The following is a 23,586-nucleotide window of genomic DNA, read 5'->3' as shown; positions in this document are numbered from 1 at the left end:
GGGGCGGAGTTGACAGCTGTCAACTCTGCAACCGGGGGGCGCTCAGCGGGCGGCGGCGGGTTTGCGGGGCTTCTTGGGCTTGGCGGGCTTGAACGGGGCCATTCCGGAGCGGGCGAGGGCGTCGGCGCGCTCGTTCTCCTCGTGGCCGGCGTGGCCCTTGACCCATTTCCAGGTCACCGAGTGGCGGGCCTGGGCGGCGTCGAGGCGGCGCCACAGGTCCTCGTTCTTCACCGGGGACTTCGAGGCGGTCTTCCAGCCGTTGCGCTTCCAGCCGTGGATCCAGCCGGTGACGCCGCCCTTCACGTAGTTCGAGTCCGTCACCACCGTGATCACGGTGGGGCGGCCCAGCGTCTCCAGCGCCGAGATCGCGGCCATCAGCTCCATGCGGTTGTTGGTGGTCTCGGGCTCGCCGCCCGAGAGCTCCCGCTCGCGCACCACCTCGCCGTCCTGCATCGCGACCAGCAGCGCGCCCCAGCCGCCGGGGCCGGGGTTTCCGGAGCAGGCGCCGTCGGTATAGGCGAAGAACTCGGCCATGCTCAGCGCTCCGCCAGGGCCAGCCGCAGGCCGAGGCCGGCGAAGCAGGCGGCGAAGGCGCGGCGCATCCAGGCCATCGCCGTCTCGGAGGCCAGGATCCAGTCGCGGGCCGAGGCGGCGAAGAGGCCGTAGACCGCGAAGACCGCCGCGGTCAGGGCGGTGAAGACCAGGCCCAGGATCGCCATCTGCACGGTGGCGCCGGGGCCGGGCTGGACGAACTGCGGCAGGAAGGCCGCGAAGAAGATCGCGAGCTTAGGGTTCAGCAGGTTGATCAGCACCGCGCGGGTGGCGATGCGGCGCAGGCCCTGCTCTGCGACCGCCGCAGGGGCCGAGAGGGCGCCGCTCTCGCGCAGGGTGGTCCAGGCCATCCACAGAAGGAAGGCGACGCCGGCGAACTTCACCGCCTGGAACAGCACCGCCGAGGCATGGAGGATCGCCGCCAGCCCGGCCAGCGCGGCCGCCATGTGGAAGAGGACGGCGAAGCTGCAGCCGGCGACGGCCGCCATCGCGGCGGCGCGGCCGCGGCTCAGGCCGCAGGACAGCGTATAGATCGCCCCGGTTCCGGGGATCATCACCACGATCAGCGCGGTCAGCAGGAATTCGGGGGTGATCATCGGGCCTCTCCAAGGCGGGCGTGGGTCAGGAGGATGCCGGTCTCCGAGCCGTCGCGGCCGGTCTCGCGGCCGGTCTCGATCTCGATCCGCGCGAAGCCGGCCCCGGTCAGCAGGGCGCGCAGGGCGGGCTCGCGGATGTAGGAATAGCGGCGGCCGAGGCGGTCGCGGATCTCGCCCTCGCCCTCCTTCACGCCGAGGAACAGCGCTCCGCCGGGGCGCAGGGCGCGGGCGACGCGGGCCAGCACGTCGGGCCAGTCGGCGAGCGGGGCGTGCAGCAGGCTGAAGCTGATCCAGGCGCCGTCGTAGGCGGCGGTCTCGGCGAGGTCCTCGAAACGGCCGAGTTCCGCCGGCACGCCCCTGGCGCGGGCCTGGGCGACCAGTCCCGCGGAGGCGTCGAGGGCGCGCACCGAGAAGCCGGCCGCGATCATCGCCGCCGCCCAATGCCCGGCGCCGCAGCCGAGGTCCAGCGCCCGGCCGCCCGCGGGCATCGCCGCGAGGAAGCGGGTCAGCGAGCCGCGCTCGCTGCGCAGGTGGTCGCCGGGGTTGGACCAGGCGTCGTAGTCGGCGGCGTTGGCGTCGTAGTAGGCAAGGGTTCGATCGTCGCCGGTGGTCCCGACGTCCCGTGAAGCGTCCGGGGCGCTCATGCCCTGCCCCTCCAGGCGCCCATGCTTCGCCCCTCCGGCGCGTCCATGCTTCGCCCCTCCGGGGCGCTCATGCGGCGTCGCCGGCGGGCTGGCGCAGGATGCGCGGGGGCTTGAACTCGACCCGCTCGACGGCGGTCTCGACCAGCTCGACGCTGACCGAGCGGCGGGCGCGGAAGGCGTCGATGACCTCCTCGACCAGCACCTCGGGCGCGGAGGCGCCGGCGGTGACGCCGACCGAGGTCACGCCCTCGATCGCGCGCCAGTCGATGTCTGCGGCACGCTGGACGAGCTGCGAGTAGGCGCAGCCGGCCTTCTTCCCCACCTCCACCAGGCGCTTGGAGTTGGAGGAGTTCGGCGCCCCGATCACCAGCAGCGCCTGGATCTTCGGGGCCATCGCCTTCACCGCCTCCTGGCGGTTGGTGGTGGCGTAGCAGATGTCTTCCTTGTGCGGCCCCTGGATCGCGGGGAACCGGGCCGCCAGCGCCGCGGCGATGTCGGCGGTGTCGTCGACCGAGAGCGTGGTCTGGGTGACGAAGGCCAGACGCTCGGGGTCGCGGGGCGCCAGGGTCGCCACGTCCTCGACCGTCTCGACCAGCAGGACCTCGCCCTCGGGGAGCTGGCCCATGGTGCCGATGGTCTCGGGGTGGCCGGCGTGGCCGATCATCACGATCTGCAGGCCCCTGGCGGCGTGGCGCTCGGCCTCGATATGGACCTTGGAGACCAGCGGGCAGGTGGCGTCGACGAACAGCATCTCGCGCGCCGAGGCCGCCGCGGGCACCGACTTGGGCACGCCGTGGGCCGAGAACACGACGGGGCGGTCGTCGGGACACTCGTCCAGCTCCTCGACGAAGACGGCGCCCTTGTCGCGCAGCCCGTCGACGACATAGCGGTTGTGCACGATCTCGTGACGCACGTAGACCGGCGCGCCCCATTTCTCGAGCGCCATCTCCACGATCTTGATCGCCCGGTCGACGCCCGCGCAGAAGCCGCGGGGCGCGGCGAGGTGGATGGTCAGGGGCGGAAGCCCCGGGGAAACGGGATCGGCGGGGATCGGGGACATCTCGGCCTCCATCCGGGGGCGCGCGCGGCGCGCGGCGGTCGCCCCAGACCTACGCGCGCGGGCGGGCCGCTTCAACCGCGCGCCGCCGCGCCGGGGCCGGGCGCGACCCTGTTGCGCGCCGCACCGCCGGGCGCCACCCTCCGCCGCAACGTCCGCGAGGCGGGCGACGGGAGGGACATCATGATCGTCATTCACCACCTGGGGGTCTCCCAGTCGGACCGGGTCGTCTGGCTGATGGAGGAGCTGGGCCTGCCATACGAGCTGCGCTGGCACGACCGCGGGCCGGACTTCCTGGCGCCCGACGGCTACCGCGCGCTGCACCCCGCCGCCACCGCCCCGGTGATCGAGGACGGCGAGCGCGTGCTGACCGAATCCGCGGTGATCCTGGAGCATATCTGCCACCGCCACGCCGGCGGCCGGCTGACGGTGAGGCCCGAGCAGGCCAACTACGCCGACTATCTCTACTGGATGCACTTCAACGCCTCGATGCTGGGGATCTACTTCACCCGCGGGGCGCTGGCCTCGGGGGCCTCGGGCACCCGGGCCGAGCGGCTGGGGACCGTGATCGCGCGGCGCGAGGCGGGGGCGCTGGCCTTCCTCGAGCAGACGCTGGCGAAGCACGACTGGCTGGCGGGCCCCGAGTTCACCTGCGCCGACATCATGTGCGCCTTCGGCCTGACCCCGGGCTCGCGCTACCTCGCGACCCCGATCGAGGAGACGCCCAACGCCGCCGCCTGGCTGGAGCGGATCCGCGCCCGCCCCGCCTACCGCCGGGCGCAGGAGATCGCGGGGCCCAAGGCGACCCGGCCCGCCTGACCGGCGCCGGGCCCGCCGCCGGGGGCGCGCCCCGGGCCTGGCCCGGGGCCTCCTGCCTCCGCCCGCGCGGAGGCCCCCCTTGCCTCCGCCCGCGCGGAGGACCCCCTTTTGCGGCGCCGCGCCCCGGCAGGCGGAAAGCCGGCCGGGCGGCGACGGAAGCCGCTCTCCCGCCCGTGACAGCATGCAACCGACCGCGGGCTCGCGCCGAAGGCCCGCCCGCGGTAAGTCTGTTCATCGCCGACCCGCACCGCGGCCGGCCGGACGGGAGAGCCCATGCGCTTCGTGATGCGCAGCCTGACGGGACTGGCCCTCCTCGCCCTCGCGGCGGGGCTGATCGCCAACGGCGCCTGGCGGCTGCACCTCGCCCAGAGGGAGGCGGCCGAGGCGCCGGCGCCCCGCGGCCCCTCGACCGAGCGGGTGTTCGCGGTCGAGACCGTCGTCCCCCGCCCCCAGGACGTGACCCCCACCCTGACCGCCTATGGCGAGATCGTCTCCGCCCGCCGGCTGGAGCTGCGCCCCGCGCTGGCGGGCCGGCTGGCGGAGCTCTCGCCCGCCTTCGTCGACGGCGGCGCGGTGCGGGCGGGGGAGCTGCTGTTCCGCCTCGACCCTGCCGATGCGCAATCGGCCGTGCGCCGGGCCGAGATCGCGCTGGCCGAGGCCGAGACCGACCGCGCCGCCGCGGTGCGCACGCTGGACCTCGCGGCCCTCGACCTCGAGGCGGCGGAGGAGCGGGTCCGCCTCCAGGGCCAGGCGCTGGAGCGCCAGCGGGGGCTGGCGGAGCGGCTGGTCGGCTCGACCGCGGCGGTGGAGACGGCGGAGCTGAACCTCGCGCTCGCTCACCAGTCCCGGATCGACGCCCAGCAGGCGCTGTCGCAGGCGCAGACGGCCTCGGAGATGAACGCCACCGCCCTGCGCCGCGCGAGGCTGGAGCTGGAGGACGCCCGCCGCGCGCTGGCCGAGACCGAGATCCGCGCCCCTTTCGACGGCCTGCTGACCGAGACGGCCGCGGTGCTCGGCCGCCAGGTGGCGGCGAACGAGAAGCTGGGCGCGCTGATCGACCCGGGCCGGCTGGAGGCCTCGGTCCGCGTCTCGAACGCCGAATACGCCCGCCTGCTGGACGACGCCGGCGGGCTGCGCGACCTGCCCGCGCGGGTGCGGCTGGAGCTGGGCGAGGTCGATGCGACGATCCCCGCCCGCCTCGCGCGCGCCGCCGCCGCCACCGGCGAGGCGCGCACCGGGCGCACCCTGTTCCTGCGGCTGGAGGCCTCGGCGGGCGACCTGTTCCGGGAGGGCGACTTCGTCGCCGCCGCGATCGAGGAGCCGGCGCTGCAGGGCGTCGCCTCGATCCCCGCCGCCGCGGCGGACGAGGACGGGCGGGTGCTGGTGGTCGACGCCGAGGACCGGCTGCGCGAGCGGCGGGTGCGCATCCTGCGCCGGGTGGGCGAGACGCTGATCGTCGCCGACGCCCCCTTCGGCGAGCGCATGGTGGCGATCCGCAAGCCCCAGCTCGGCGCCGGCGCCAAGGCCCGCGTGGTCGCCACCGGCGAGGCGGCGCTGCAGGCCGCCGAGGCCGCCGCGACGCCGCTGCCGGGCGGCGCCTCGGGCCTCGCGGGGGCGCCGGGCGACGAGATGCTGATGCTGAGCCCCGAGCGGGCCGAGGCCCTGCGCGAGCGGATCCGCGGCGCCGACCTCGACCCCGCAGAGCGCCAGCGCCTGCTGGAGCGGATGCAGGGCGAGCGGGCGCCGCGCGGGCTGGTCGAGCGGCTGGAAGGCGGGGCCGCCTCGGCGACCTCGGGCGGCTGAGCGCCATGCGCCGGCCCGGGATCTTCGGCTACTTCGTCCGCCACGGCACGGCGGCGAACCTGCTCTTGATGGCGATGATCGTGGCCGGGCTGGGGGCGGTGCAGAACCTGCGCACCCAGTTCATGCCCGACATCGTCATGAACAACGTCTACGTGAACGTCGCCTGGCCCGGCGCCGGGCCGGAGCAGGTGGACCGCAACGTCGTCCAGGTCCTGCAGCCGTCGCTGTCGGAGGTGGAGGGCGTCGACGAGATCTCGGCCCGCGCCCAGGAGGGCCGCGCGCGCATCACCGTGACCTTCGAGCCGGGCTACGACCTGTTCGCGGCGGCCGAGTCGGTGTCGGCCGCGGTCTCCTCGGCCGGGCCGCTGCCCGACGGGACCGAGACGCCCACCGTCGACCGGCACGCCTGGACCTTTCCCGTCACCGACGTGGTGTTCCACGGCCCCGTCGACGCCGACCTTCTGGTCCGGCTCGCCGACGAATACGCCGAGCGGCTGCGCGACGCGGGGCTGACCCGGATCTCGGTGCGCGGGGTGGCGCACGACTACATCCGGGTCGAGGCCTCGGAACCGCTGCTGATGCGCCACGACGTGACGCTGGCCGAGGTCTCGGCCGCCGTCTCGGCCGCGGCCGCCTCCAGCCCCGGGGGCGCCACGCCCGGCGGGGCCCGGATCTCGACCGGGGAGGAGAGCCGCACCCGCGAGAGCGTGGGCGACGTGGTGGTGCGCACCGGCGCCGACGGGCAGAAGCTGCGCGTGCGCGACGTGGCCGCCGTCGTCGACGACGGCGTGCGCCAGGGCGAGCGGTTCTATGTCCACGGCGCCCCCGCCACGGTGATCCGCATCAGCCGGGGCGAGACCGGCGACACCCTGCGCCAGTTCGCCCTGGCCGAGCGGGTGGCCGACGAGATGCGCCCGACCCTGCCCGAGGGCGTGCGGATCGACTTCGTCAACACGCTCGCCAACAGCATCGAGGACCGGCTGGCGCTGCTGCTCGACAACGCGCTGTTCGGGCTGCTGCTGGTGGTCGGCGTGCTGTTCCTGTTCCTCAACGCGCGCACGGCGCTGTGGGTGGCCGCGGGCATCCCCACCGCGCTGCTGGCGGCGGCGGGGGGGATGTGGGCGTTGGGCGTCTCGATCAACATGGTCTCGTTGTTCGGGCTGATCCTGACGCTGGGCATGGTGGTGGACGACGCCATCGTGGTGGGCGAGCACGCCGACCACCTGGCGCGGCGCCGGGGCCTGTCGCCGGTCTCGGCGGCGGAGACGGCGGCGCGGCGGATGGCGGCGCCGGTGTTCTCCTCGGCGGTGACCACGCTGCTGGCCTTCTCGGGGATGCTGGCGCTGGGCGGGCGCTTCGGGCGGATGGTCGAGGACATCCCGGTGGTGGTGTGCATCGTGCTGGCCGCCAGCCTGCTGGAATGCTTCCTGGTGCTGCCCAACCACATGCGCCACGCGCTGGAGGGCGGGCGGCGGCGGCGCTGGTACGACCGGCCCTCGGAATGGGTGAACCGCGGCTTCGAGCGCTTCGTGGCGCGGGTGTTCCGCCCGGCGATGAAGCTCGCGATGGTGCTGCGCTATCCGCTGCTGGGCCTCTCGGTCATGCTGCTGCTGCTGTCGGTGGAGCGGCTGGTGACGGGCGAGCTGCAATGGCGGTTCTGGAACGCGCCCGAGCAGGGGCAGATCACCGCCAACATCGCCATGCTGGCCGGGGCGGAGCGGGAGGACACGCTCGCCCAGCTCGCCCTCGTCGACCAGGCCCTGCGGGAGACGGCGGCCGAGTTCGAGGAACGCCACGGCCTGAACCCGATCCGCTTCACCCTCTCGCGCATCGGGGCGGGGGGGCGGCGGGGCCTCTCGGTGCAGGACGAGAAGGAGCCCTGGCAGCTCGCCTCGGTGGACGCCGAGCTGATCGACGCGGACCTGCGGCCCTATTCCTCCTCGGAGTTCAACGCCGCGGTGCAGGCGCGGCTGGTGCGTCACCCGATGGCCGAGGTGGTGGCCTTCCGCTTCATGCGCTCGGGCCCCGGCGGGGACGCGGTGTCGATCGAGCTGACCGGCGCCGACCCCCAGGTGCTGAAGGCCGCCTCCGAGGACATCCAGGCGGCGCTGTCGCAGTATCCGGAGGTCTCGGCGCTGGAGGACAGCCTCGCCTACGACAAGACCGAGCTGGTGCTGAGCCTGACGCCGCTGGGCGAGGCGCTGGGCTTCACCACCGACGCGCTGGGGGCGGAGCTGCGCCGGCGGCTGACCGGGACCAAGGCGGCGGAGTTCGCGGTGGAGGGGCGCGACGCCTCGATCACCGTGGCGCTGGCGCGCGACGAGCTCTCGGCCGACTTCCTCGCCCGCACGCGGGTGCGGGCCGAGGGCGGCGACTGGGTGCCGATCTCGGAGCTGGTGACGGTCGAGGCGCGGCCCGGCTTCTCGGTGATCCGGCGGGTGGACGGGGTGGTCTCGGTCACCGTCTCGGGCGACATCGACCAGTCCGACGCCGCCCGCGCGCAGGAGATCGAGACCGACCTGCGCGAGCGGATCCTGCCGCTGGCCGCCGCGCGCCACGACGTGCGCTGGAGCTTGTCGGGGCTGGCCGAGCAGGAGCGGCGGTTCCTGGCCGAGGCGGAATACGGCTTCGCCGCCGCGATGATCGGCATCTACCTGGTGCTGGCCTGGGTCTTCGCCTCGTGGCTGCGGCCGCTGGCGGTGATCGCGGTGGTGCCCTTCGGGCTGGTGGGCGTGGTCTGGGGGCACCTGTGGATGGGCCTGCCGCTGACCCTGTTCTCGGTCGTGGGCATGATCGGGATGAGCGGGATCATCATCAACGACTCGATCGTGCTGGTCTCGACCATCGACGAGTATGCGCGCAGGCGGGCGCTGGTTCCCGCGGTGATCGACGCGGTCTGCGACCGGCTGCGCCCGGTGATGCTGACCACGCTGACCACCGTCGTGGGCCTCGCCCCCCTGCTGACCGAGACCTCGCAGGAGGCGCAGTTCCTCAAGCCCACGGTGGTGTCGCTGTGCTTCGGGCTGGGGGCGGGGTTCTTCCTGGTGCTGCTGGTGACGCCGGCGCTGGTGACGCTGCAGCGCGACGTGCGCGCGGCGCTGGTCTCGGCGCGGCGGATGGGGCGGCTGGGGCTGGACGCAGGCCTGGGGCGGAGGCGGCGCGCGGGCCTGGGCGGACGCGGCGCGGGGCGGGCCGTCTGAGGCCGGGCCGCGGGCCTGTCCCGCGGCCCCGGCGCCGCCCGATCATGAGCGGCGCATGAAACCCCCTTCAAAAACCGTCAGGTATCGGGGAGACTGCCGCGTCGCCCCGCATCCAACGACGGGCTGCGGCGAACCGAGGGATCTGCGCCGAGCATGGCCGAGAAGATGACGCGCTTCGTCTGGCGGCATTCCGCCCGCGACCAGCTCGTGCTGCTGTTCTTCACGCTGCTCACCTTTCCGATCATCTGGATCACGCTCGAGCTTCCCAAGACCATCATCAACGAGGCGATCTCGGGGACCGAGTTCCCGCAGGAGTTCTTCGGCGTCCCGCTGGAGCAGACGCAGTACCTGATCGCGCTGTGCTTCGCCTACCTGCTGGCGATCTCTGTCAACAACGGCGTCAAATACGCCCAGAACGTGCAACGCGGCATCCTGGGCGAGCGGATGCTGCGCCGGATGCGCTTCGACCTCTACCGCCGGGTGATGGGCCGGCCGCTGTCGCGGCTGAAGGGCACCTCGCCGGGCGAACTGGTGCAGATGATCTCGGCCGAGCTCGCGCCCATCGGCGATTTCGTGGGCGCGATCATCTCGACCCCCGTCTCGCAGGGCGGCAGCTTCCTGGTCTACCTGGCCTTCATCATCGTCCAGAACCCGCTGATCGGGGCGGCGGCGCTGTGCCTATACCCGGTGCAGGCCTGGCTGGTGCCCAAGCTGCAGGCCAGGGTCATCGCGATGATCCGGGTGCGGCTCGCCAACATCCGCGCCATGGCCCGCGAGATCGACGAGTCGATCGACGGCGCCACCGAGATCCGCGCCCTGCGGGCCCGACGCTGGCACATGGCGATCGTCTCGCGCCAGCTCTACGACAACTACGTGATCCGGCGGCGGATCTTCCTGCTGAAGAACCTGATCAAGTTCGTGAACAACGTCGCGAACCACCTGACGCCGTTCTTCATCTTCCTGATCGGCGGCTGGTTCGTGATCCACGGCCAGCTCGACGTCGGCGCGCTGACCGCGGTGCTGATCGCCTACAAGGACCTCGCCGCCCCCTGGAAGGAGCTGCTGCGCTTCTACCAGGACTATTCGGACATGAACGCCCGCTACAACTCGGTGATGGAGAACTTCGCCGAGGACGGCGAGCCCGCGCCCCTGCTCGACAGCGCCCCCGTCGGCCCGCACGCGCTGGCGCTGCACGGGGCGCCGGTCGACGGGCTCTCCGGGCCGGTGGACGCCCATGCGCCGATGGGGGCCACGACCTCGGTGGTGGGGGAGGACGCGCTCGCGCGGTCGTCGCTGCTGCAGGCGCTCTCGGGGCTGGTGGACGGGCACAGCGGCGACCACTGGACCGCGGGCACCCCGATCCTCTACCGCACCGCCGCCTACGTGCCGGCCGATCCGCGGATCTTCGCCGGCTCGATGCGCGACAACCTCGTCCACGGGCTGCTGTTCCGCCCCGTGGCGCCCGGCGACGACCCCGAACACGGCGCCCGCCGGCGCGAGGCGGAGATGACCGGCGCCCCCGCCGACGACATCGCCGACGAGTGGATCGACCCCGTCGAGGCCGGCTATGCCGACGCCGAGGCGGTCGAGGCCCGCATCCAGCGCCTGGTGCAGGTGCTGGGGCTGGAGGACGACCTCTACGCCATCGGCCTGATGTCGCGCTTCGACCCCGAGCAGGCGCCCGCGCTCGCCGCCCGGCTGGTGGACCTGCGCCGCGCCATCGCCGGCTCCGAGGAGCTGGGCGAGATGCGCGAGGACTTCATCGACCACTGGCAGGCCGACCGCTACAACCCCAACGCCTCGGTGGGCGAGAACCTGTTCTTCGCCCTGCCGCTGGACCCCGAGCTGCGCTGGTCCGACTTCGCCGAGGACCGCGCCGTGCTGCGGGCGCTGGACGAGGCGGGCGTGCGGCAGATGATGGTCGAGATCGGCCTCGACCTCTGCGAGACGCTGCTGTCGCTGTTCGAGGGGGTGGCGGCGGATTCGGACCTGTTCAAGCGCTACGGGCTGTTCCCCCGCTCGGAGACCGCCACCATCGAGGGGATCCTGCGCCTGGGCCGCCAGCGCGGGGCGGACAAGCTGAACCGCGCGGCGCAGGCGCGGATGATCGCCATCGCCTTCGGCTACAGCTCCACCCGCTACCGCCTGGGCGTGCTGCGCGGGACCGAGCGGGTGCACGTCCTGCTCGACGCCCGCCCGAAGCTGCGCGAGTTCGCGGCCCGCGACCCCCGCTTCGCCCCCTTCGATCCGGACGCCTTTCACCCGGCCTTCACCATGGCCGAGAACATCTTCTTCGGCCCGGTCAAGCTGGAGCGGCGCGACAGCTGGGCGCCGTTCCGCGACCGGGTCGACGCCCTGGTGGCCGAGCTGGGCCTGCGCGAGCTGATCCTGCGCGCCGGTCTCGCCCAGCCGCTGGGGGGCGGCGGCGCCTCGCTCAACGCGATGCAGCGGCGCAGGATGGGACTTGCGCGGGCGCTGATGAAGAACCCCGGCGCGCTGGTGCTCGACGGGATCGCGGCCGGCGAGGCCGAGGCCGACGCCGCCCTGCGCGCCCTGCTGCGCCAGGAGCTGAACGGCGGCGCGCTGATCTATGGAACCGACCGCGAGGCGGCCGCCCAGGCGGCCGACCACGTGATCCGCATCGACCGCCAGGGGCGGGTGACGCAAGAGGACGGAGCCGGCGAAGACCCGGCCGCAGTTGACGGGGCTCGCGATGGCGGCAGATAGTGACATCAAGCGGCGGCTAGGGGAGGGCGCCTGGTGAAGTTCGAAGCCGAGGTCAACGCCCTGCAGCGGACCCCCATGTTCCAGGGGGTCGATCCCTCGCGCCTGCGCCTGCTCGCCTTCATGGGCGAGGACCGCACCTTCAAGGACGGCGAGATGGTGGTCCGCCAGGGCGACAGCTCCGACAGCGCCTACCTGATCCTGTCGGGCAAGGCGGACGTGATCGTCGAATTCGGCGGCCGCGCCTCGACGGTCGCCCAGCTGGGCGAGTCGGAGGTGTTCGGCGAGATGGCGATGCTGTGCGAGACCCCGCGCACCGCCACCGTCCAGGCCCGCGGAGAGCTGCGCACCCTGCTGTTCGAGCGCGAGGGCATGCTGCGCCTGCTGCGCGAATTCCCGGAGATGGCGATCGAGATGTCGCGCTCCCTGGCCCAGCGGCTGGAGCGCACCACGGTGGAGCTGGCGCGCCTGCGCGCCCAGGCCGCCGCCCCCGCCGCGCCCACCGACGGGGGCTGAGTGACGCCGCCCGGGGCCTCCTCCGCCGAGGGCGGCGTGCGCCTGACGATCTGGGGCGCCGGCGGCTCCGCGCCCACGGGCCGGGCCGACCGCGCCCGATTCGGCGGCGACACCGTGTGCTTCGAGATCCGGCGCGAGGCGCCGGGCGCCCCGCCGCTGATCGTGGACCTCGGCAGCGCCGCCCGCGACCTGGGCCGCCGGCTGAAGACCGAGGCGCTGGACAGCGGGCGCCCCTGCGAGGCGGAGATCCTGCTCTCGCACCTGCATCTCGACCACATCATGGGCGCGCCGTTCTTCGCGCCCTTCTACGACCCGGCCTCGCGCATCCGCATCCGCTGCGGGCTGAGCCCGGATCCCGAGTTCGCGCGCGACACGCTGATGGCCTTCGCGGGCCCGCCGATCTTCCCGATCCAGCCGATCCACATGAGCGAGCCCGCCTGGGACGTGTTCCGCCCCGCGGAGCCCTTCGAGGCCGCGGGCTTCCAGGTGACGCCGGTGCGCCTGAACCACCCCGGCGGCTGCTGCGGCTTCCGCATCGAGACGGGCGAGGGCGCGATCTGCGTGATCGGCGACCACGAGCATGGCGACGCCGAGATCGACGCGGGCGTGGCCGAAGCGGTCGAGGGGGCGGCGGTGATGCTCTACGACGCCGCCTACGACGACGCGGATTACGAGCGGCACCGGGGCTGGGGCCACTCCACCTGGTCGGTGGGCGGCGCGCTGGCCGAACGCTGCGGGGTCGGGCTGACCCTGTTCCACCACCACCCGCCGGAACTCGACGACGCGACGCTCGACGCGCGCGAGGCCGCGGCCCGCGCCGTCCACCCGCTGGCCCGCCTCGCCCGCCAGGGGATGCGCCTGCGGCTGAGCGGGGGGCGGGCGGAGATCCTCTGACCCCCGGGCGCCGGCGCCCGGCCGCCGCGTCCGGACCTCCGGCCGCCCCGCGACCGCGGCCCGTCTTGCGCCGGGGGCGGGGCCTGCGGCAATCATCGCGCGGCCCGGCCTTCCGCCGGCGGAGCGGACGATCCCCGATGAGCGCCCAGCGCCCCCCCGATCCCTGGCCCGCGCGGCCGACCGAGCGCCTTGCCGGCGACGCGGCCGGCGTGGCGCGGGCGGCGGAGATCCTGCGCGCGGGCGGGCTGGTCGCCTTCCCCACCGAGACGGTCTACGGCCTCGGCGGACGGGCGGACCTCGCGGCGAGCGCCGCGGGGATCTACGCGGCCAAGGGGCGGCCGAGCTTCAATCCGCTGATCGCCCATGTCCCCGACCTCGAAGCGGCCGAGCGGCTGGCGATCTTCCCCAAGGCCGCGCGCGCCCTGGCCGAGGCCTTCTGGCCCGGCCCCCTGACGCTGGTGCTGCCGCGCCGGCCCGGCTCCGGCCTGGCGGAGGCGGTGACGGCGGGCCTGCCGACGGTGGCGATCCGGGTCCCCGCGCATCCGCTGGCCCGCGCGCTGCTGGCCGCGACCGGCGCGCCGGTCGCCGCGCCCTCGGCCAACCGATCCGGCAAGGTCAGCCCGACGACGGCGGCGCATGTCCTCGACGGGCTCTCCGGGCGCATCGACGCGGTCCTCGACGGCGGCGCCTGCCCGGTGGGGGTCGAGAGCACGATCCTCGGCTTCGAGGGCGAGACGCCGGCGGTGCTGCGGCCGGGCGGGCTGGCGCTGGAGGCGATGGCCGAGACCTGCGGTCGCCGGCTCGAGGTCGGCGCCCACCCGCCCGCCCCGCCGACCTCGAGCCGGCGCCCGCAGGTCTCGGCGCCGGGAATGCTGGCCTCCCACTACGCGCCCGGCGCGGCGCTGCGGCTGAACGCGGAGGCGCCCCGGCAGGGCGAGGGCTGGCTCGGGTTCGGACCGGGGCCCGCGGCCGCGGGGCCCTACCTGAACCTTTCGCCCTCCGGCGACGTGGCGGAGGCGGCGGCGAACCTCTTCGCCCATCTGCGCGCGCTGGACGCGGCGATGGGCGGGGCGGGGACCATCGCGGTGGCCCCGGTGCCGGAGGCGGGGCTGGGCCTCGCCGTCAACGACCGGCTGCGCCGCGCCGCGGCGCCGCGGACCGATCCGCTCGCCGATCCCTTCGACCTTCCCGATCCTGACGCCTGAGACCGACATGCCCGAGCTTCGCGCCCCCACCCCCGCCTTCCTCGACGGTCTTCGCGAGCTGCTGGGCCCGGCGGGCCTGCGCGAGGGCGCGGACGCCGCCCCCTACCTGCGTGACATGCGCGACATCGCCCCCGGCCGCGCCGCCGCCGTGCTGCGCCCCGGCACGGTGGAGGAGGCGGCCGAGATCGTGCGCCGCTGCGCCGAGGCCCGCGTCGGCCTCGTCCCCCACGCCGGCGGCACCGGCCTGGTCGGCGGGCAGCTCCGCCCCGAGGGGGTGGAGGGCATGGTCGTCTCCACCGAGCGGCTGAACCGGGTGCGCGAGGTGAACCCCGACGACGACGTGATGATCGTCGAGGCGGGGGTGATCCTCGCCGACGCGCAGGCGGCGGCGGAAGCGGCGGGGCGGCTGTTCCCGCTGTCCATCGCCTCGGAGGGCTCGGCCCGCATCGGCGGCGTGCTGGGGACCAACGCCGGCGGGCTGAACGTGCTGCGCTACGGGATGGCGCGGGACCTGTGCCTGGGGGTGGAGGCGGTGCTGCCCGACGGCTCGATCCTGCGCTCGCTCAAGCGGCTCAGGAAGGACAACACCGGCTACGACCTGCGCGGGCTGCTGATCGGCTCGGAGGGGACGCTGGGGCTGGTGACGGCGGCCTGCCTGCGGCTGTTCCCGCGGCCGGCGGAGCAGCAGGCGGCCTTCGTCGCCGTCACCTCGCCCGACGCGGCGCTGGCGCTGCTGCACCACGTGCGCGCGGCGGTGGGCGAGCAGCTCTCGGCCTTCGAGCTGCTCTCGGGCGTGGGCATCGGTTTCGCGCTCGAGCATGTGGCCGGGACCCGCTGCCCGGTCGATCCGGTGCCTGAGTGGTCGGTGCTGATGGAGGTCGGCGGCGGCGAGGGCATCGGCGAGGCGCTGGAGGGAGCGCTCGCCACGGCTTTCGAGGCCGGGCTCGCCACCGACGGGGCGCTGTCGCAGTCCGACCAGCAGCGCGCCGACTTCTGGCGCCTGCGCGAGTCGATCCCGGAGGGCAACCGCAAGGTCGGCTCGGTCGCCTCGCACGACATCTCGCTGCCGCTGAGCCGGGTGGCGCGGTTCATGGAGGAGGCCGCGCCGGCGCTGCGCGCGATCGCGCCGGACCTGCGGCTGAACCCCTTCGGCCACCTCGGCGACGGCAACCTGCACTACAACCTGTTCCCCGCCGTGGGGCGCACGCGCGACGAGTACGCCCAGGCGAAGGGCGCGCTGACCCGGGTGGTGCATGACCTGACGCATGCGCACGGCGGCTCGATCAGCGCCGAGCACGGGATCGGCCGCTTCAAGGCCGAGGATCTGGTCCGCTACGGCGACCCGGCGAAGCTGGCGGCGATGCGCGCGATCAAGGCGGCGCTGGACCCCCACGGGATCATGAACCCCGGCGCCGTGCTGGGCTGACCGGCCGCGCGGCGCCCGGGGGGGCGCCGGCTCAGGCCAGCGACCACAGCGCCGCGCGCAGCTCGGCCGGGCCGGCCCCGGCCGCGTCGAGCTCGGCGTCCACGGCGGCGTGGGTCTCGCGCCAGATCGGCAGGGCGGCGGCCAGCAGCGCGCGCCCGGCGTCGGTCAGCGACGGGCGGCGGCCGCGGCGGTCCCTGGGGTCCTCGGCCACCGCCACCAGCCCGCGGCGGACCAGGGGCTTGAGCGCCGCGGTCAGGGTCGAGCGGTCCATCGCCAGGAAATCCGCCACCCGGCCCAGCGACGGCGGCTGCGGCTGGTTCAGCGCCATCATCAGCGAATACTGCCCGTTGGTCAGCTCCAGCGGGCGGAAGGCGTCGTCGAAGCGCCGGCTCAGCGCGCGCGCGGCGCGCTGGGTGGCGAAGCACAGGCAGCGGTCGCGGACCTCGAGGGTCTCGGCGAAGCTGGGGCGAGGGGGCTCTGCGGTGGACATGGGAAGTTTATGTTGATATCAAACCATATTGTCAAGCCGGCCGAATCCCCTGCGGCCGGCGAAGTTGGAGCTGATCCGATGGTCTACATCTCCGCCGCCGTCATCGCCGCGCCGACCGCCGGGCGCGAGCCCTACGCCGCCTTCGCGCGGGAGATGGCCCCGATGATCCGCGGCCTGGGCGCCCTGCGCGTGGTCGACGCCTGGGGCGATCAGGTGCCCCCCGGCAAGCGCACCGACATGTATCGCGCCGTGGACTCGACGCCGGAGGAGACGCCGGTCTTCTCCTGGATCGAGTTTCCCGACGCCGAGACCGCCGCCGCCTGCATGGAGGCGATGTCCGCCCCGCCCGCCGAGGACGCCCCGCCGTTCGAGATGCCCTTCGACGGCCAGCGCATGATCTTCGGCGGCTTCGAGCTGCTGTCCGAGCGCGGCGCCGGCGCCCCCGGCGCGCCGGAGGCCTATATCGACGCCGCCCTGTTCCCCGTGGCCACCTCGGCGCGCGAGCGCTACGGCGCCGAGGCGGTGCGCAAGTCCGAGGCGATCATCGCCGCGGGCGCGCTGCGCTGCCTCGACGGCTGGGGCGATCACGTGCCCGAGGGCAAGCGCACCGACATGCGCCGCGCCGTGGCGCTGGAGGACGGCGAGAGCGTGGCGCTGGGCTTCATCGAGTGGCCCTCGAAGGCGGTGCGCGACGCGGCCTGGGAGAAGCTGATGGCGGACCCGGAGTTCTCCGGCGAGATGGTCGGCGACATGAGCCGGGCGATCTTCGGCGGCTTCGCGCCGCTGGTCGACGCCTGATCCCGCCGGCCCCCAGAGGGGCCGAAACGCGCCTGCCGCGCGCCCCCGCCGGCCCCGGCCACGGGTCCGGGCAGGGGGCGGGCGGCGTCGCGAGGCGCCGGACCGGGCCCGGGACGGACCCGGAGCGCCGGACCGCCGCCGGGGGCCGCGCCTCCGGCGGCGGTCCTGCGGCCGCATGATGGACGCCGGCCCCGCCGGCAACAAACGCCACTCACCCCAATACGCTCCCACGCCGCCAAGCCACGCGCGGGACCGCGTCCATCGGAACGCGCCCCGCGCGGTCTCGGCGCCGCGTCGCGCCGGACGCCTCGGGCGCGGGGCGAGGCCTTTGTGGACCGCGGAAGGTTCAGCAAAGGTTTCCGCAGGCACGAAACAGCGTGAGCGGAGGGTTTACGGCCCGCCGCCCCGCCGGTCTCAGTCGCCCGCGTAGGCGCAGAGCGTGTGCACGGCGACGCCCATCCGCTCGAGCCGCGCGCGCCCGCCCAGGTCGGGCAGGTCGACCACGAAGGCCGCGCCCACCACCTCGCCGCCCAGTCGCTCGATCAGCTTCACCGCCGCCTCGGCGGTGCCGCCGGTGGCCAGCAGGTCGTCGACGATCAGCACCTGCTCGCCGGCCTCCACGGCGTCGTCGTGGACCTCGAGCACCGCCTCGCCGTATTCCAGCGCGTAGGACTGGGCGAGGCGGGGCCCGGGCAGCTTGCCCTGCTTGCGCATCGCGAGGAACCCGGCCGAGAGCTGGTGGGCGCAGGCGCCGCCGATGATGAAGCCGCGCGCCTCCAGCCCCGCGACGTGCTGGATGCGCAGGCCCGCGAAGGGCTGCACCAGCCGGTCGACCGCCGCCCGCAGGCCGCGGGGATGGCCGAACAGCGGCATCACGTCCCGGAACTGGATCCCCGGCTTGGGAAAGTCGGGGATGGTGCGGATGTAGTCGCGCACGTCGTCGCCCCAGCCGAAGGGTTTCTGCGCGGCGTTCACGGCTTCATGTTCCCCGCGTCGCCGCCGCCGGGGCGGGTCATCGAAAAGAGCTCCCGCACCACCGCATAGTCCTTGTAGCCGCAGCGGGCGACCGGCTGCACCTTGGTCAGGTCGAAGATGCCGTCGGTGAGGAACGCGTCGCGGATGTGCACGGCGACCACCTCGCCGATCACCATCACGTTCTCCATCGAGCGGTCGCCGTGGGGCAGCACGATCTCCTGCACCAGCCGGCATTCCATCGAGGCGGGCGCCTCGGCGATGCGCGGGGGCGCGACCTCGAGGCTCGGCGCCGCGGTCAGGCCGGCCATGGCGAGCTCGTCCTCGCCCGGCGCATAGGCGCCCGAGGTCAGGTTCATCGCGTCCCGCAGCTCCCAGCCCACCACGTTGGCCACGAACTCCCCGGTTTCGCGCACGTTGACGAGGCTGTCCTTGGTCTCGTCCCGCCGGCCGACCTTGCGGTCGTTGATCGAGAACATCACCATCGGCGGATCGTCCGCCACCCCGTTGAAGAACGAGTAGGGCGCGAGGTTCACCCGGCCCGCCTTGTCGACGGACGAGATCCAGCCGATCGGGCGCGGCGCCACGATCGCCTTGAACGGATTGTGGGGCAGGGGGTGGCCGTCCCGGATGCGATACTGCACGCGGCTCTCCTTGATCCTTGGCGCTCCCGTGCGGGAGGGGTCCGCGCCCGTTCTAGACGAGAACGCGCCGGACATGCTACGGGGCCCTTCGCGTCCGCCTCCCCCCCAGCCGATGGATCCCCGCCCATGTTCCGAGTGATGCGCGAGCGTCCGCAGGACGAGGCGGAGGTCGAGTGGCTCTACGACACCTGTTTCGCGCCGGGGCGGACCGCGCTCAGCTCCTACCGCCTGCGCGACGGGGTGTCCCCGATCCCCGAGCTGTGCCTGCTGGCGCGCGACGAATACGACGCGGTCGCAGGCGCCATCCGCTACTGGCCGGTGCAGATCGGCGAGGCCCGCACGCCCTGCCTGCTGCTGGGCCCCGTCGCCGTCCATCCGACCCGCCAGGGCGAGGGGCTGGCCGGCACGCTGATCGGGCTGACGCTGGAGACGGCGGGGCAGCTCGGCTGGACCCGCGTGGCGCTGGTGGGGGACGAGCCCTATTACCGCCGCTTCGGCTTCACCCGCGAGCTGGGCCGCGGCCTGGTGTTCCCGCCCCCCACCAACCCCGCCCGCGTGCTGGGGCGCGAGCTGGGCGTCCCCGGCGCCTGGGAGGGCGTGGCCGGCGAGGTCCAGCGCTGGGAAGGCCCGCTGATCCCGGGCTGAGCCCGCCGCCGCCGGAGCCGCGCCCGCCCTGCGTGAGACCTTCGGGAGCCCCCCTCCTGACCGCCGGCAGGCGCGACGCCGCAACGCTGCCCTGCCGGCTCGCGGAACCCGCCGCCCGCCGCTAGGATGAGCCGATGTCGATCTGGACCAGGATAGCCGAGGCGCTGCGTGCGCTGCGCGAGGGCGAGAGCTTCGCGGACGTGTTCGAGCGGCTGAAGACCCCGCCCGAGCAGACCGCCGGCTTCGCCATCGCGGTGATCGCGCTGGGAGCCAAGATGGCCAAGGCCGACGGCCAGGTGACGCGCGACGAGGTCGCGGCCTTCCGCGAGGTGTTCCACATCCCCCCCAGCGCCGAGCGCCAGGCCGCCCGGATCTTCAACATGGCCCGCACCGACGTGGCGGGGTTCGAGGGCTACGCGGCCTCGGTCGCGCGCATGTTCGGGGACCGCAAGGCCCCGCTCGAGGACCTGCTGGAGGGGTTGTTCCACGTCGCCGCCGCCGATGGAGAATTCCACCCCGACGAGGAAGCCTTCCTGCGCGAAGTCTGGCGGCTGTTCGCCCTGCCCGAGCGGGTCTATCGCACGCTGCACGCCCGCTACGCGCCGGGCGCCGCGCCGGACCCCTACGAGGTGCTGGGCGTGCGCCCCGAGGATTCCGACGACAAGATCCGCCGCGCCTGGCGCAAGCTGGTGCGCGAGACGCATCCCGACCGGATGATCGCCCGCGGCGTGCCGGAGGAGGCCGTGCGCCTCGCCACCCAGCGCCTCGCCGCGGTGAACGACGCCTACGACGAGATCATGCAGATGCGCCAGGGCGCCCACGCCTGAGGTTCGGGCGGCCCGGCGCCGGCCCGCGTCCGGCCGCCGCCGCATCCCTCCGACGCCTGTCGAGACCTCCGCGCCAGGGGCGCCCCGGGCTTGACCCGGGGCCTCTCCCCGCGGCCCACGGCGGCGCCCGTCGCGGAGGCGTAGCGCCTCCCGATCCACCGGCGCGTCCGACCTCGCCGCGGGCAGGAGGCCCCGGGTCAAGCCCGGGGCGCCGGCGTAGGGCGCATTTCAATGCGCCGCTCCATCGCCGTTTCCCCTGGCGTTCGCCGGTATGGCGCATCGAGATGCGCCCTACGAGATCACCACCTCGGTCAGCTCGAAGGTCTCGACGTCGACCAGGCCCTTGTCGGAGATCCGCAGGGACGGGATCACCGCCAGCGCCAGCAGCGAGTGCTGCATGAAGGCGTTGTTGAGCGTGCAGCCGCAGTCGCGCAGGGCCTGGGCGAGGACCTCGGCCTGGGCGGCCACCTGCTCGGCCGGGGCGTCGGACATCAGGCCGGCGACGGGGAGGGGGACGCAGGCGAGCTCGCGCCCCTCTCGCCACACGCAGGCGCCGCCGCCGATCTCGGCCAGGCGGTTGACGGCCAGCGCCATGTCGGCCGCGGACCGGCCCACCACGATCACCTGGTGGCAGTCGTGGGCGACGGTCGAGGCGACGGCGCAGGGGACCTCGTAGCCGAAGCCGCAGACCAGCGCGTTGGCGATCTCGCCCGTGCCGTGGTGACGCTCGACCACCGCGATGCGGCTCAGGTCCCCGGGGGCGGATTCGGGGCAGAGGGCGCCGTCGACGACGGGGACCTCGGCCTCCAGCGCCCGGGTGGGGGCCTGGTTCTCGACCACGCCGATGACCCGGGCGCGGGCGTAGTTGGCGCCGGCGGGGGCCTCGACCCGGAAGTCCCCGGGCGCGACCGCGCGGGCGAGGTGGACGGTGTCCTTCGCAGGCTGGGGCCAGATGAAGCCGGGGCGGGGGGCGAGCATCTCGCCGCCCTCGGCCACGATCTCCCCGCGGCAGATCACGGTCTGGGCGCGGAAGTCGACGAGGCTCTCGGTCAGCACCACGTCGGCGCGGCGGCCGGGGGCGATGGAGCCGAGCTCGCGCTCCAGCCCGAAGTGGCTGGCTGCGTTGACCGTGCACATCTGCAGGGCGGTCATCGGGCGCAACCCTTGGGCGATCGCGTGGCGCAGGACGCGGTCCATGTGGCCCTCGCGGACCAGGGTGGCGGCGTAGCAGTCGTCGGTGCACAGGATCAGCTTGCGGGTGTCGAGCCCGGCCTCGGTCACCGCGCGCACCTGGGCGGCGACGTCGTACCAGGCCGAGCCCAGGCGCAGCATCGCCGCCATGCCCTGTCGGACGCGGGCGACGGCGTCCTGGGCCCGCGTGCCCTCGTGGTCGTCGGCGGGGCCGCCGGCGGCGTAGGCGTGGAAGGCGCGGCCCAGTTCGGGCGAGGCGTAATGGCCGCCGACCGTCTTGCCTGCGGCCATGGCCTCGGCGATCTCGCCCATCATCTTCGCGTCGCCGGCGGCGACCCCTGGAAAATTCATCACCTCGCCGAGGCCCGCGATGCCGGGCCAGGTCATCATCTGCGCGATCTCCTCGGGGCCCAGCTCGGCGCCCGGCATCTCGAGGCCGGGGGCGGAGGGCACGCAGGACGGGGCCTGCATGTAGAGGTTGATCGGCTGGACCATCGCCTCGTCATGCATCAGGCGCACGCCCTCGATCCCCATGACGTTGGCGATCTCGTGCGGGTCGGCGAAGAGCGTGGTGGAGCCGTGGGGGGCGACGGCGCGGACGAACTCGGTCGGCGTCAGCATCCCGGATTCGACATGCATGTGCGCGTCGACCAGGCCGGGGGACAGGATCCGGCCGCGGGCCTCGATCACGCAGGTGTCCTCGCCGATGCAGGGGCCCGCGTCCGGGCCGCAATAGGCGAAGCGGCCGCCGAGGACGGCGAGGTCGATGCCGGGGATCAGCTCGCCCGAATGCACGTTGGCCCAGACGCCCCCGCAGATCACCAGGTCGGCGGGGGCGCGGCCGGCGGCGACCTCGACCAGCTGGGGCGCGAGCTCGGACCAGGGGCGGACGCCATGGGCGAGGCGCGGGTCGGCGGAGGGAAGGGTCGGCATCCGGGGGCGAGGCTCCGTCGGGGGGCGGGAAGGTCGACCGGAGGGTGGCGCCCGGGAGGGGGAGGGGCAAGGGGAGAGGAGGCGCCCGGCGGGCGGGCCTGGCCTGCGCGCGCTGCGCGCGCGGCGGGCTGGCGCCCGCAGGGGCGCTTCTGAACTCACCCAAGAACAGGCCCGCGCCTGTCCTCCGCAGCCGTCCGTCGCTGAAGATGCCTGAGCGACTCGCCCGCCCCGGTCAAGGACGAGCCCCCCTGCGGGGGGTCGCTTCGCGATCCTTGACCGGGGCGGGCGAGTCGCTCTGATCGGCATCAGCGACGGACGGCTCCGGAGAACAGGCGCTCCCGGCAGGGTCCGGGGCCGGCTGGGGGCGGGCGTCAGGCGAAGGTCTGGAGGAGCAGCAGGAGGCCGATGCCGGAGACGATGGAGAGCAGCAGCCGGCCGGTGACGGCGCCGATCAGCAGCACCGTCAGGGCGGCGAGGATGCGGTAGGGGTCGGTCTCGCCCTCCAGCGCGCGGGGCCAGACGACCATCGGGGCGACCATCGCCGGCAGCACCGTGACGGGGACGTAGCGCAGCAGGCGCATCGCCCACTCGGGGAACTCGCGCCCCCCGGCGAGGCCGATGAAGGACCAGCGGATCAGGTAGGTGCACACGCCCAGCGCCGCGATGGCGGCCCAGAGCGTGGCGTCGGAGACGGCGATCATCGCGGGGCCTCCGTGCGCCCGGGCGAGCCGGCGCTGCGGCGGGCGAGGCGGATCTCGACCGCGGCGCCCACGCCCATGCCGACGGCGGCCGCCACGATCAGACCGAGGTTCCACGGCGCCCAGGCGAGCGCCAGCGAGGCCGCCACCGCCGCCAGCGCCGCGCAGATGTTGGCGGTCCCGCGGATCATCGGGGCGACGATGGCCAGGAACATCGCCGGCGGCATGAAGTCGACGGGCAGCCAGCCGGGGATCGAGCCGCCGACCGCCAGGCCCAGCGCCGAACAGGCGACCCAGGCCGAGCTCATCGGCACGGCGACGCCGAAGTAGAAGGCGAGCTTGCGGGGCAGCGGCTCGTGCGGGATCACCGCCCAGCGGCGCATCGAGAGGCCGTAGACCTGGTCGACCACGAAGAAGCCCGCGATCAGCCGCACCCAGGCCGGCGCCTTGCCGATGTGGGGGGCGAGGGAGGCGGAATACATCGCCATGCGCAGGTTCACCGCCAGCGCCGCCGCCACGGCGACGATGACCGGCGCCTGGTCGGAGAGCAGCTCGATGAAGGCGAACTGGGAGGCGCCGGCGATCACCGCCACGGTCAGCACCATCGCCTTCAGCGGGTCGAGGCCCGCCGCGGTCGCGACCGCTCCGAACAGCATCCCGAAGGGGATCACCGAGACGATGAAGGGCAGGCTCGCGGTCGTGCCCTCCAGCGCCACGCGCCACAGGGGGCCGGAGAAGGCGGGGTCCTCGCCGGAGGCGTTCCCGGGGGCGTCGTCCGGCGCGCCGACGGGCCGGGCGGCCGCGGCGGACGGGTTGCGGCGGGGGGCGAGGTCGCTCATCCTGCGCATGATCTCCCGGCCCGCGGCGGGACCGTTCGTGTTTCGGCTGGCTTGGTCAGCGTTCCTTACCTTGAGGGCCGTCCCCGTGCAATTCAGCGATCGTGAGGCCTTGC

At 74.3% G+C, this 23,586-nt stretch carries 21 protein-coding genes; 11 read left to right on the top strand and 10 right to left on the bottom strand.

Annotation, left to right across the window (positions count from 1 at the left end):
- Positions 1-42: 42 nt before the first annotated feature.
- The 4 genes from rnhA to ispH form a co-directional block, all read right to left on the bottom strand.
- Positions 43-534 carry a ribonuclease HI gene (gene rnhA, locus BM064_RS08545; RefSeq protein WP_092859353.1) on the bottom strand — a complete coding sequence of 164 codons (492 nt, stop codon included), beginning with the start codon at positions 532-534 and terminating at the stop codon, positions 43-45.
- 2 nt (positions 535-536) lie between these two features.
- On the bottom strand, positions 537-1,148 hold the full coding sequence (locus BM064_RS08540) for a LysE family translocator (protein WP_177236190.1): 612 nt from the start codon (positions 1,146-1,148) through the stop codon (positions 537-539).
- On the bottom strand, positions 1,145-1,792 hold the full coding sequence (locus tag BM064_RS08535; RefSeq protein ID WP_092859352.1) for a class I SAM-dependent DNA methyltransferase: 648 nt from the start codon (positions 1,790-1,792) through the stop codon (positions 1,145-1,147). Before BM064_RS08535 ends, BM064_RS08540 begins: the two co-directional genes overlap by 4 nt.
- Before the next feature lie 67 nt (positions 1,793-1,859).
- Positions 1,860-2,852, bottom strand: a complete 993-nt coding sequence (gene ispH / locus BM064_RS08530) for a 4-hydroxy-3-methylbut-2-enyl diphosphate reductase (protein WP_092859819.1) — start codon at positions 2,850-2,852, stop codon at positions 1,860-1,862.
- Positions 2,853-3,032: 180 nt separating this feature from the next.
- Here ispH and BM064_RS28010 point away from each other — a divergent pair, with 180 nt between their 5' ends.
- The 8 genes from BM064_RS28010 to BM064_RS08490 all read left to right on the top strand — a co-directional run bounded on the left by BM064_RS28010 (position 3,033) and on the right by BM064_RS08490 (position 15,436).
- Complete coding sequence (locus BM064_RS28010; RefSeq protein WP_092859351.1) at positions 3,033-3,668, top strand: glutathione S-transferase family protein; 636 nt, start codon at positions 3,033-3,035, stop codon at positions 3,666-3,668.
- A gap of 273 nt (positions 3,669-3,941) precedes the next feature.
- A complete protein-coding gene (locus BM064_RS08520) occupies positions 3,942-5,471 on the top strand; it encodes an efflux RND transporter periplasmic adaptor subunit (RefSeq protein WP_092859350.1) in 1,530 nt (509 codons plus the stop codon).
- Positions 5,472-5,476: 5 nt separating this feature from the next.
- Positions 5,477-8,671, top strand: a complete 3,195-nt coding sequence (locus BM064_RS08515) for an efflux RND transporter permease subunit (RefSeq protein ID WP_092859349.1) — start codon at positions 5,477-5,479, stop codon at positions 8,669-8,671.
- A 153-nt stretch (positions 8,672-8,824) separates the two neighbouring features.
- A complete protein-coding gene (locus BM064_RS08510) occupies positions 8,825-11,398 on the top strand; it encodes an ABC transporter ATP-binding protein/permease (protein WP_092859348.1) in 2,574 nt (857 codons plus the stop codon).
- A gap of 33 nt (positions 11,399-11,431) precedes the next feature.
- On the top strand, positions 11,432-11,911 hold the full coding sequence (locus tag BM064_RS08505) for a cyclic nucleotide-binding domain-containing protein (RefSeq protein WP_092859347.1): 480 nt from the start codon (positions 11,432-11,434) through the stop codon (positions 11,909-11,911).
- Positions 11,912-11,947: 36 nt separating this feature from the next.
- Positions 11,948-12,805 carry an MBL fold metallo-hydrolase gene (locus BM064_RS08500; RefSeq protein WP_143103287.1) on the top strand — a complete coding sequence of 286 codons (858 nt, stop codon included), beginning with the start codon at positions 11,948-11,950 and terminating at the stop codon, positions 12,803-12,805.
- A gap of 137 nt (positions 12,806-12,942) precedes the next feature.
- Positions 12,943-14,010 (top strand): L-threonylcarbamoyladenylate synthase, encoded by a 1,068-nt coding sequence (locus BM064_RS08495; protein WP_092859345.1) that lies wholly within the window; start codon positions 12,943-12,945, stop codon positions 14,008-14,010.
- Between the two features lie 7 nt (positions 14,011-14,017).
- Positions 14,018-15,436, top strand: a complete 1,419-nt coding sequence (locus BM064_RS08490; protein ID WP_092859344.1) for an FAD-binding oxidoreductase — start codon at positions 14,018-14,020, stop codon at positions 15,434-15,436.
- A 31-nt stretch (positions 15,437-15,467) separates the two neighbouring features.
- Here the strand turns inward: BM064_RS08490 and BM064_RS08485 are convergent, their stop codons facing one another.
- Positions 15,468-15,926, bottom strand: coding sequence for a MarR family winged helix-turn-helix transcriptional regulator (locus tag BM064_RS08485; RefSeq protein ID WP_092859343.1), 459 nt, complete (start codon positions 15,924-15,926; stop codon positions 15,468-15,470).
- 78 nt (positions 15,927-16,004) lie between these two features.
- Between BM064_RS08485 and BM064_RS08480 the strand changes: the two genes are divergently transcribed.
- Positions 16,005-16,724 carry a DUF1428 domain-containing protein gene (locus tag BM064_RS08480; protein ID WP_177236189.1) on the top strand — a complete coding sequence of 240 codons (720 nt, stop codon included), beginning with the start codon at positions 16,005-16,007 and terminating at the stop codon, positions 16,722-16,724.
- A gap of 414 nt (positions 16,725-17,138) precedes the next feature.
- Here BM064_RS08480 and BM064_RS08475 read toward each other — a convergent pair whose 3' ends face one another.
- Together BM064_RS08475 and BM064_RS08470 are read right to left on the bottom strand one after the other, a co-directional pair.
- Complete coding sequence (locus tag BM064_RS08475) at positions 17,139-17,699, bottom strand: adenine phosphoribosyltransferase (RefSeq protein ID WP_245779100.1); 561 nt, start codon at positions 17,697-17,699, stop codon at positions 17,139-17,141.
- Positions 17,696-18,340: a flavin reductase family protein gene (locus tag BM064_RS08470; protein WP_092859341.1), complete on the bottom strand. Its 645-nt coding sequence runs from the start codon at positions 18,338-18,340 to the stop codon at positions 17,696-17,698. The genes BM064_RS08475 and BM064_RS08470 overlap by 4 nt, the downstream gene beginning before the upstream one ends.
- Before the next feature lie 126 nt (positions 18,341-18,466).
- Between BM064_RS08470 and BM064_RS08465 the strand changes: the two genes are divergently transcribed.
- The gene (locus tag BM064_RS08465) at positions 18,467-18,985 is read left to right on the top strand and encodes a GNAT family N-acetyltransferase (RefSeq protein ID WP_092859340.1); all 519 of its coding nucleotides are present in this window, start codon (positions 18,467-18,469) and stop codon (positions 18,983-18,985) included.
- Between the two features lie 134 nt (positions 18,986-19,119).
- The gene (locus BM064_RS08460; protein ID WP_092859339.1) at positions 19,120-19,812 is read left to right on the top strand and encodes a TerB family tellurite resistance protein; all 693 of its coding nucleotides are present in this window, start codon (positions 19,120-19,122) and stop codon (positions 19,810-19,812) included.
- 291 nt (positions 19,813-20,103) lie between these two features.
- On the opposite strand, the gene BM064_RS08455 is transcribed toward BM064_RS08460, so the two are convergent.
- The 3 genes from BM064_RS08455 to BM064_RS08445 all read right to left on the bottom strand — a co-directional run bounded on the left by BM064_RS08455 (position 20,104) and on the right by BM064_RS08445 (position 23,473).
- Positions 20,104-21,936, bottom strand: coding sequence for an adenine deaminase (locus tag BM064_RS08455; protein ID WP_092859338.1), 1,833 nt, complete (start codon positions 21,934-21,936; stop codon positions 20,104-20,106).
- A gap of 371 nt (positions 21,937-22,307) precedes the next feature.
- Positions 22,308-22,637 (bottom strand): AzlD domain-containing protein, encoded by a 330-nt coding sequence (locus tag BM064_RS08450; RefSeq protein WP_092859337.1) that lies wholly within the window; start codon positions 22,635-22,637, stop codon positions 22,308-22,310.
- Positions 22,634-23,473: an AzlC family ABC transporter permease gene (locus tag BM064_RS08445; protein WP_143103286.1), complete on the bottom strand. Its 840-nt coding sequence runs from the start codon at positions 23,471-23,473 to the stop codon at positions 22,634-22,636. Before BM064_RS08445 ends, BM064_RS08450 begins: the two co-directional genes overlap by 4 nt.
- Positions 23,474-23,586 lie beyond the last annotated feature (113 nt).

This window comes from Albimonas pacifica (assembly GCF_900113695.1).
Lineage (GTDB): Bacteria > Pseudomonadota > Alphaproteobacteria > Rhodobacterales > Rhodobacteraceae > Albimonas > Albimonas pacifica.
This window is presented reverse-complemented; position numbering and strand designations above follow the sequence as displayed.

Excerpts from the sequence above, each read along its gene's own strand:
- BM064_RS08515 (WP_092859349.1), top strand. The coding sequence starts at position 5,477 with ATGCGCCGGCCCGGGATCTTCGGCTACTTCGTCCGCCACGGCACGGCG.
- BM064_RS08520 (WP_092859350.1), top strand. The coding sequence starts at position 3,942 with ATGCGCTTCGTGATGCGCAGCCTGACGGGACTGGCCCTCCTCGCCCTC.
- BM064_RS08485 (WP_092859343.1), bottom strand. The coding sequence starts at position 15,926 with ATGTCCACCGCAGAGCCCCCTCGCCCCAGCTTCGCCGAGACCCTCGAG.
- BM064_RS08510 (WP_092859348.1), top strand. The coding sequence starts at position 8,825 with ATGGCCGAGAAGATGACGCGCTTCGTCTGGCGGCATTCCGCCCGCGAC.
- BM064_RS08490 (WP_092859344.1), top strand. The coding sequence starts at position 14,018 with ATGCCCGAGCTTCGCGCCCCCACCCCCGCCTTCCTCGACGGTCTTCGC.
- rnhA (WP_092859353.1), bottom strand. The coding sequence starts at position 534 with ATGGCCGAGTTCTTCGCCTATACCGACGGCGCCTGCTCCGGAAACCCC.
- BM064_RS08495 (WP_092859345.1), top strand. The coding sequence starts at position 12,943 with ATGAGCGCCCAGCGCCCCCCCGATCCCTGGCCCGCGCGGCCGACCGAG.
- BM064_RS08445 (WP_143103286.1), bottom strand. The coding sequence starts at position 23,473 with ATGAGCGACCTCGCCCCCCGCCGCAACCCGTCCGCCGCGGCCGCCCGG.
- BM064_RS08460 (WP_092859339.1), top strand. The coding sequence starts at position 19,120 with ATGTCGATCTGGACCAGGATAGCCGAGGCGCTGCGTGCGCTGCGCGAG.
- BM064_RS08465 (WP_092859340.1), top strand. The coding sequence starts at position 18,467 with ATGTTCCGAGTGATGCGCGAGCGTCCGCAGGACGAGGCGGAGGTCGAG.
- ispH (WP_092859819.1), bottom strand. The coding sequence starts at position 2,852 with ATGTCCCCGATCCCCGCCGATCCCGTTTCCCCGGGGCTTCCGCCCCTG.
- BM064_RS08480 (WP_177236189.1), top strand. The coding sequence starts at position 16,005 with ATGGTCTACATCTCCGCCGCCGTCATCGCCGCGCCGACCGCCGGGCGC.
- BM064_RS28010 (WP_092859351.1), top strand. The coding sequence starts at position 3,033 with ATGATCGTCATTCACCACCTGGGGGTCTCCCAGTCGGACCGGGTCGTC.
- BM064_RS08540 (WP_177236190.1), bottom strand. The coding sequence starts at position 1,148 with ATGATCACCCCCGAATTCCTGCTGACCGCGCTGATCGTGGTGATGATC.
- BM064_RS08450 (WP_092859337.1), bottom strand. The coding sequence starts at position 22,637 with ATGATCGCCGTCTCCGACGCCACGCTCTGGGCCGCCATCGCGGCGCTG.
- BM064_RS08455 (WP_092859338.1), bottom strand. The coding sequence starts at position 21,936 with ATGCCGACCCTTCCCTCCGCCGACCCGCGCCTCGCCCATGGCGTCCGC.
- BM064_RS08535 (WP_092859352.1), bottom strand. The coding sequence starts at position 1,792 with ATGAGCGCCCCGGACGCTTCACGGGACGTCGGGACCACCGGCGACGAT.